Origin of the sequence: Cupriavidus sp. CuC1 (assembly GCF_044627735.1) — a bacterium.
Lineage (GTDB): Bacteria > Pseudomonadota > Gammaproteobacteria > Burkholderiales > Burkholderiaceae > Cupriavidus > Cupriavidus ulmosensis.
Genome location: NZ_JBIUHC010000115.1, coordinates 25,034 through 32,168, shown reverse-complemented (window position 1 = coordinate 32,168; position 7,135 = coordinate 25,034). Strand labels below are relative to the sequence as shown.

General features: G+C 68.6%; 6 protein-coding genes. 2 read left to right on the top strand and 4 right to left on the bottom strand.

From position 1 onward, the window contains the following. Positions 1-250 precede the first annotated feature (250 nt). Entirely contained in the window at positions 251-808 is a 558-nt protein-coding gene (locus tag ACGLHR_RS36165; protein ID WP_400099980.1) for an enoyl-CoA hydratase-related protein, read from the top strand. A 30-nt stretch (positions 809-838) separates the two neighbouring features. Here the strand turns inward: ACGLHR_RS36165 and ACGLHR_RS36160 are convergent, their stop codons facing one another. Further along, on the bottom strand, positions 839-1,741 hold the full coding sequence (locus tag ACGLHR_RS36160; RefSeq protein WP_400099978.1) for a LysR substrate-binding domain-containing protein: 903 nt from the start codon (positions 1,739-1,741) through the stop codon (positions 839-841). Between the two features lie 154 nt (positions 1,742-1,895). Here ACGLHR_RS36160 and ACGLHR_RS36155 point away from each other — a divergent pair, with 154 nt between their 5' ends. Continuing rightward, positions 1,896-2,477, top strand: coding sequence for a hypothetical protein (locus ACGLHR_RS36155; RefSeq protein WP_400099976.1), 582 nt, complete (start codon positions 1,896-1,898; stop codon positions 2,475-2,477). On the opposite strand, the gene ACGLHR_RS36150 is transcribed toward ACGLHR_RS36155, so the two are convergent. The 3 genes from ACGLHR_RS36150 to ACGLHR_RS36140 form a co-directional block, all read right to left on the bottom strand. Further along, entirely contained in the window at positions 2,474-3,811 is a 1,338-nt protein-coding gene (locus tag ACGLHR_RS36150; RefSeq protein WP_400099974.1) for a cytochrome-c peroxidase, read from the bottom strand. The genes ACGLHR_RS36155 and ACGLHR_RS36150 overlap by 4 nt on opposite strands. Continuing rightward, on the bottom strand, positions 3,808-5,337 hold the full coding sequence (locus tag ACGLHR_RS36145) for a metallophosphoesterase family protein (protein ID WP_400099972.1): 1,530 nt from the start codon (positions 5,335-5,337) through the stop codon (positions 3,808-3,810). The genes ACGLHR_RS36150 and ACGLHR_RS36145 overlap by 4 nt, the downstream gene beginning before the upstream one ends. 87 nt (positions 5,338-5,424) lie before the next feature. Continuing rightward, complete coding sequence (locus ACGLHR_RS36140) at positions 5,425-7,104, bottom strand: hypothetical protein (protein WP_400099970.1); 1,680 nt, start codon at positions 7,102-7,104, stop codon at positions 5,425-5,427. Between the last annotated feature and the right edge of the window lie 31 nt (positions 7,105-7,135).

Genomic DNA, 7,135 nt, shown 5'->3' with positions numbered 1-7,135 from the left:
CGTCCCCCACAAAACAAACGGGGCCGGTTCAAAACCGGCCCCGTTTGAGCTTTCAACACTTTTTGTTAACGGCTAGCAGATCAGGTCGTGTTGTATGAGGAGCGGGATCGGGTCGCGATCACGCTGAACCGTCCAGGCAAGAACCTGTTCAGCGATGAGGTCGTGCAGAGGCTGCACGACTCGCTGTGCCAGCTCAACGCGGGCAGTGCGCTGGCCGGCGTCAATTTGCGCCAACGGCGAGAACTTTACGATGGGCGCCGATCTCCATGGCTTCCCCAAGGATATCGCGCGTAGCATCCCCGGCGCGGGTGCGCCGTCGGGCAAGCCCCTGGTGGCGGCCGTCAACGGCTGGTGCCTGGGCGCGGCCATGACGCTGGTCCAGATGTGCGATCTCTGCGTGGCCACGGAGACGACCCGCTTCATGTATCCGGAAGCCAAGCTGGGCGTATCGATGGGCATGATCGCGGGACTGGCCGCGCGGATTCCGCACAAGGTGGCGATGGAAGTGATGTTGCTCGGCGGCGTACTGCCGGCGCGGCGCGCCTATGAGGTCGGGCTGGTTAACCGGCTGGTGCCGGAAGGCGAGCAGCTAAACGCGGCGCTCGAGTATGCGAGGGCCTTGGCGGACAACTCGCCGCTGGTCATCGCGCGGCTGCGGCGGCTGGTCAATGCCGTGGTGCCGGACAGCCCTGCGGTGGAGGCCTATCGCATGCAGAAGGAGTTGTCCTTCATGCTGGAAAGCGATGACCTGAAGGAGGGCATGGGCAGCATCACCCAGAAGCGCAAGGCGAATTTCGTCGGGCGCTAGTGCGCGTGAGGGCCGGCCAATGGCCGGCCCTCACGCCTTTGCCGCAGCCCCGCTGCAGTAGCGCGTCAGCATGCTTACCATGCTGCGGACCAGGGGCGAGGTGGTGGATTTTCGCCACACGAACATATTCTCCAGGCAGAGCGCCAGGTCATCGATCTCGCGCAGCGTCACGCCTCGGGGCAGCAGGTAGTTCTCGGCCAGTGGGTGGATGCCGATGTGGCCGTTGTCGATGATGTCCCGCAGGATCAGGTCGATGAAGTTGGACTCGTAGGCGACTGCCTCGAGCAGGCCACGTTGCGCCAGCAAGGCGTCCAGGTTCTCTCGCACCCGGGGCCAGGTCTTGGCGTTCACCAGGCTCAGCCCCTCCCCCTCCAGGTCCGCCATGGCCAGCGCCTCGCGCTGCGCCAGCGGATGGTCGTCAGGCAGGAGCGCGCGGTAGCGGATCTGTTCGACCTGGATGACGCCCAGGCTGTCGTCCGCGATCGGGCCGCCGCAAAAGCCGACGTCCAGGTCGCCGTTGCGCACATAGAACACCACGTCTTGCGAAGGCATCGACTCGACGCGGCCATTCACGCTGGGAAAGGTCTGAAAGAACAGGTCGCTGAACTTCTGCCACTCGCCAAACCGGGAGGTTGCGCTCACGCCAATCAACAGCGAGCCGGCCAGGTCGGCGTCCGTTGCGCCAATCTCCGCAAGCCCCGCCTGATAGCTGACCAGCGCCTCGCGCCAGTGGCGCGCCAGCACCATGGCGGCGCGGGTAGGGCGGACGAAGCGGGTGGTGCGCTCGAACAGCCGTTGGTTGACCCATTCCTCGATGGCGCTGATCTTGCGCGACAGGCCCGACTGGGTCAGGTGCAGTTTCTCCGCGGCGGCGTTGAAGTTGCGCTGCTCCACCAGCTCAAGGAATGCGTAGATGTGATTGATATTTATCATGTTGAGCGGGCGGTATTTGTTGATTGGCCACCTGACAGACCGAACGCGCACGTTCGTGGCCATTGTGCCATGCGTCATACGGTTGGCCTCTTGGGGAAAACCGTCATGATCAAAGCAGGTATGCTTTGCCGATGGCCAACTTTCCTGCATCCCCATGTCGAAAGTCCGCAAAACCGCCATCCCGCCCGGATCGATCTGCATCCTGGCGCTTGCCCTGTCCGGCTGCATTTCCCATTATCGGGTCGAGACCGGCACGCCCGCCGCCCGCATCCGGCTGGTGACCAACACGGACGACAACACGACCTTCAACGTGGTGGATGCCACCAAGTGCCCGAAGCCGCCCAAGCCGCTCCTGCTTGCCGGTACCGGCAAGCAGTTGACCGCGATGGGCACGGAGCGCGACCTGGCCATGGCGGGGACGTCGCCGGAGCCGCCCAGCCGCACGCGCGAGCGGTGGCTGGTGGCTGGCCAGCGCCTCTACCTGACCGCGGCCGCCGCGGCCGCAGCTCCCGGCGATCTGCCGTACCGGTGTGCGGTGGGGATTTCCTTTGTGCCGCTGCCGGGCTGGCAGTACGAATTCCGCTACCAGCGCAATGCCGCGGCGAAGAGCTGCGCCGGGCAGGTGCTGCGGCTGGCGGGCAAGGACGGCGGCGAGATCGAGCCCGCGCCGGATCCCACGCAACGGGTCTTTCGCGGGTTCGAGGCCGAGGCAGTCTGCGCGGAGCCAGCCCGCTAGGGCTTCGCGGTCGTGGCTGCCGGCATGAGGCCCACATAGGGCGCATCGGTCAGCGTGCGCAGGAACGCCACGAGATCGTCGATCTCGGCCTCGGTCATGGCCGGCGTGGTCCCCGCGCGCCGGTTCATCGGCGTCGAGTTGATATTGACATTGCCCCGATACGCCGCCGGCACGTCATCGAACGTCCTGGTGCCGTGATACCACTTGCCCGGATCGGTCGAGCGCGTGTTGTAGAAGGCCACGGCATCGCGCAGCGTGGTGAACACGCCGTTGTGCATGAAGCTCTGGCGCACCGCGACATTGCGCAGGCCGGGCGTGCGGATGTAGCCGCACCATTGCTCCGGCTCGGGCCAGCGCAGGCGGCGGGCGGTGTCGCACAGGCCATTGTCGAAGCGCTTGGGATCGCGGTTGGCGGCCAGCGCGCGGTTGCGGGGCACGGCTATCGCATCGTAGCCAAAATCCGTGAACAGCGAGCGCTCCGGCCGGCTGGCGGTGTCCGAGAGCGCATGGCAGGTCATGCAGTTGCCCTTGTCCGGATTCTTGAACAAGGCCAGGCCGCGAGCCTCGGCCGGGGCTAGCGGCGTGCGACGGCGCAGGTAGTCGTCAAAGCGGGAGCTGAACGGCGCCATCTCATCGCTCTGCAGGTAGGCCTCCAGCGCCTTGCCGAGCGCCAGCAGCATTTGCTCGGGATCGGTCTGCACGGCGGGGCCGAAACGCGCCGCCAGCGCGGGCGCCAGCTCGGTCCCCTTGACCTTGCGCAGCAGGCTGGCCGGGGTGCCGTTGTTCATCTCGTTGGGATCTAGCAAGGGGCCGCGCGCCTGTTCGGCAAGCGTATCGGCGCGGCCGTCGGCGAACAGGCCGCCGAAGGGCGAGGCGTAAGGCGCGTCGTCGTCCTGGTAGAAGTACCGGCGCGGGATGTAGCGCACGTACAGCAGCGAGGGCGCGTTGCGCAGGCTGAAGCGGCCGGGCCGGCTGCCCTGGGGCACGTGGGGGCCGGCCAGCGACGCGGGCGATAGCGTCGGCGCGAACGCGCGCGCGGGGTCGTGGCAGCCGGCGCAGGACGTGCCGCGCGGCTCGGACAGGCGCGCATCGAAGAAGATGCGCTTGCCCAGCGCGGCCAGCGCCGGATCGGGGCGGAACACGGTGGCGGTAGGGTCGACCTTGGCGGCGACCTTTGGCGTGCCGTTGCCGATGGTGTCGAGCACGCTCGCGGGCGGGGCGCCGGGCATCAGCGCCACCCCCGGCGCGGGCGCTGCCAGGGCAGCGCCGCCAACGCCAGCCGCAAGACAGAGGGCGGCGAAGGCGGCGATGGCGGCGCGCGTGGCCCCGATCACGGCGCCAGGAAGCCGGTCTTGTCGCAAGCCAGCGTATTGGAGGTTTGCACGCAGGTAGCCATCAGCTTGCCGGCCACGCTGTACGCCTTGAAGGTCCATCCGGTGGCGGGCGACGCGTTGCGCTCCATCATCAGGAAGCCAAAGCTGCTGCTGTGCGTGATCTTGTCGATGACGGTGCCGGGCGCGGGAATCGTGCCGGGCGGCAGCGGATCGGGCAGCGCTACGTCCAGGTTGTCGCCGCCGTTGCCGGACACGATGGTGGCCGGGTGGCTGGAGGCGAAGTTGATGGCCTGGAAGTCATGCACGTGGCCGTGCAGCGCCACTTGCACGCCGGGCGGGTAGTAGGCCTGGGCGTTGGCGTTGCTCATCACCGATTGCAGGGCCAGGTTGCCCGGCGCCGGGTTGCTGCCCGCCACCGGCGCAAACGCCAGGATGGGATGGTGGTTGGTGAACATCGTGGTGGTCATGCCCGGCTTGGCGGCCAGCCAGCCCACCGTCTGGAACTGTTTCTGGTAGGCAATGAACTGCGGGTCGGTGGTGGGCAGGGCGGCCTTGCCCGCCTTGGCCGAGTCGAACACGATGACCTGCGAGCCGGTGCCCAGCGCAACCGCATAGGGCTCGGAGTAGTTGGCGTTGCTGTCGTTGGCGGGGTCGTTGCAGGAGCGCGCGTCCGAGTACGGGCGCGGATCCAGGAAGCGGAACCAGCCCTGGCCGGCACGGGCGCATTCTTCATGGTTGCCGCGCACGAGCACCCACGGTGCCTTGGCCATCAGCGGGGCGGCGGGCTTGAAGAGGTCGGCCTGCCACGTATCCCAGCCATAGCCCCACGGCGTGCCCTGGCAGCCGGCGATATCGGGCGGGCAGAGGTTTTCGCGGTAGTGGTAGTCGCCGATATGCAGCACCAGGTCCGGGTTCATGCCGGCGGCGGTGGTGGCCAGCGCGGCAAACGGCCAGGCGGTGCCATCGTTGCAAGGCTGGTAGGCGTTATCCGCCTTCTTCAGGCGGCAGCCGGTGTCGGCCAGCACCAGCACGCGTTGCGGCTGGGCCTTGGGCAGCGGCAGCGTCTGGCCCGCCACGCTGGCAGCGGCGGCGCCGCCCGGCAGCGTGGCCTCGCACACGGAGACCGGGAAATCCGACGCCTTGGAGTCGGCCGCGGCGCTGGCGGTGGTGCGCAGCGCCATCGTGCCGGCGCCGATCCGCAGCGCCATGCGTTGCTGCACGCCGTCCACCGTCAGCAGCGGGCAAAGGGAGTTCGAGGGCAATGCGCTGCCTGCGGCGGAGGTCGGCGCCGCATAGTTGGTGATGACGCGGGCGATGGCCTGGTTGCTGTCGCCGATCTCGACCCACGCGGCCTGGATGTTGGCGCTGGCGCTGGGTGCATCGCCGGACGGCGTGACCGGCGCCGCATCTGTGCTGTCGCTGCCGCAGCCGTGCAGCACGGCGGCTGTGGCCAGGACGGCCAGGATGGCGCCAAGGCCCACGCGCAAGGCGGGGCCGGCTTGCCAGTTCGTTTTGTGGTTACCCATTGTTATATCTCCCTGTTGTCCCTGCTAACCCTGCTAGCGAGGCGGAAATATACGGATGGGATGTTTCGACACGATGAACGTTATGTGTCAGCCTGGCGGACGCGGCTTTGCCTTGGCCTTGCGGGCAGGGCGCGGCGCGGCGCGGATGGCTTCGGTCGCGGCCAGTTGCAGCTCGCGTGGCAGCGCGGTGATGGCCGCTAGGAAGAAGCGGCGCTCCGCCGGGCGCAGCTTGCCGAGCAGCCCGGCCAGGCGCTCCACCGTGGCAAACGCGGTGGGCGTGGCGCCGTGCTCGAAGGCGTGGAACCAGCTGGCTTCCAGCAGCAGGTTGGCGAGCTGCAGGGCGCCGTAATGCACGTGGCCGGTGTCGTGCTCGTCGAGCGCAAAGCTGGCCAGCGACGACCAGCTGATAAAGCCCTTGGCCCGGGCAAAGGGTGCATGGAAGGGGCGCAGCGCGTCCACCGCCTCATCCAGCAGCAGCGGGTGTTGCGCGCGAAACGCCTTGAGCGCCCCGCCGCCGTCCTGCGCGCAGTTGCCGCGCGCGATGCGCAGCAGGAAGATGATGTTCCACGCCGAGCCGCCGCCCACGCCAAAGCGGTCGCAGATCCATTCCGACAAGCCCAGCCAGCGCACGGCCTGGCGCTGCACCTGGCCCGCCGGCCATGCGCGCCCGGGATCGATCAGCGCGTGGTTCCAGAACAGCCACAGGCAAAGGCCGAGGTTGGCCGCCACGTGCTGCGCGGCATCCACCGAGTCCGCCTCGTAGGCTGCCTGCAAGGCGCCGGAGAAGCCTGCCACGGCTGCTTCTGCCGCTTGCCGCGCCGCCTCCGGCTGCGCTGCCATGTCGCGTATGGCCACTGTCTTGTGGATCAGCGCGCCGAGGTTGAGGGTCTCGAAGCGAACGCGCGGGTTGTAGCGCACCACGGGCTGCAGCGCGGGATCGGCGCCAAGGCCTTCCAGTTCCGCCTGCGCGGCCTCCATCTGATTGCCCGCATAGCGCTCCCAGGCCCGCACCACGCGCGCCATGGCGGCGAAGGTGGGCACGGCCGTGTCCACGGTGCCGGTGCCCACGATGCGGTCAAAGCGCTGGAGCGCGGCGCGGCTGCGCGCGAGGTCGTCGCCGCGCCGCCACGCCAGGCTTTCCTTGAGCAGCGCGAAGGCATGCTGGAAATCGTCGGTGGCGCAGCGCTGCGCGGCGCGCAGGGCATCCGCTACCCCGTTGCTGGCACCACCACCTGCGACGCCGGCAACGCCCACGCCGTCCTGCATGCCGCGCATGGCTTGCGTGAGGTGGCTCCAGTAGCTGATGTCGCGCATCACGTAGTCGACCGCGGGGTGTGCCTCATCCGCTTGGCGGGCGCCGTGCTTCGCGGCGGCAGCGCCCAGCCCCACGAAGCGCGCCAACGCCGCATCGCCAGCGCTGCGGCCATCCACGGTGAACCGCACGCGCTTGCAGGCCGCCGGCTCGATCCAGAACGGCCCGCGGCTGCGGCGCGCCGGGTTGAGGCCCGCGATGCCCCGGCCGCGGTCCGGCCCCCAGCCCACCGGCACGCCCCAGCGCGCGAAGTCGGCAAACGCGCGCGAGACCAGCATGCGGATATTGGCGGCATCGGGGAAGCGGGTTTGCAGGTGCACTGCCGGCAGGCTGGCCCCGCCGTTGCGCGCGGCCGCGCAGATGGCGGCGAGCAGCCACAGGCTCTGGTAGCGCGCGGGCTCGCCGTTGACCAGATAGGGGGCGGATAGCTCGATGGCAAGAGCGGGGTGGCGCATGCGGGACTGTTGTATGGGGCTGTTGTATGGA

Coding starts and splice junctions, on each gene's coding strand:
- ACGLHR_RS36160 (WP_400099978.1), bottom strand. CDS start 1,741: ATGATAAATATCAATCACATCTACGCATTCCTTGAGCTGGTGGAGCAG.
- ACGLHR_RS36145 (WP_400099972.1), bottom strand. CDS start 5,337: ATGGGTAACCACAAAACGAACTGGCAAGCCGGCCCCGCCTTGCGCGTG.
- ACGLHR_RS36155 (WP_400099976.1), top strand. CDS start 1,896: ATGTCGAAAGTCCGCAAAACCGCCATCCCGCCCGGATCGATCTGCATC.
- ACGLHR_RS36140 (WP_400099970.1), bottom strand. CDS start 7,104: ATGCGCCACCCCGCTCTTGCCATCGAGCTATCCGCCCCCTATCTGGTC.
- ACGLHR_RS36165 (WP_400099980.1), top strand. CDS start 251: ATGGGCGCCGATCTCCATGGCTTCCCCAAGGATATCGCGCGTAGCATC.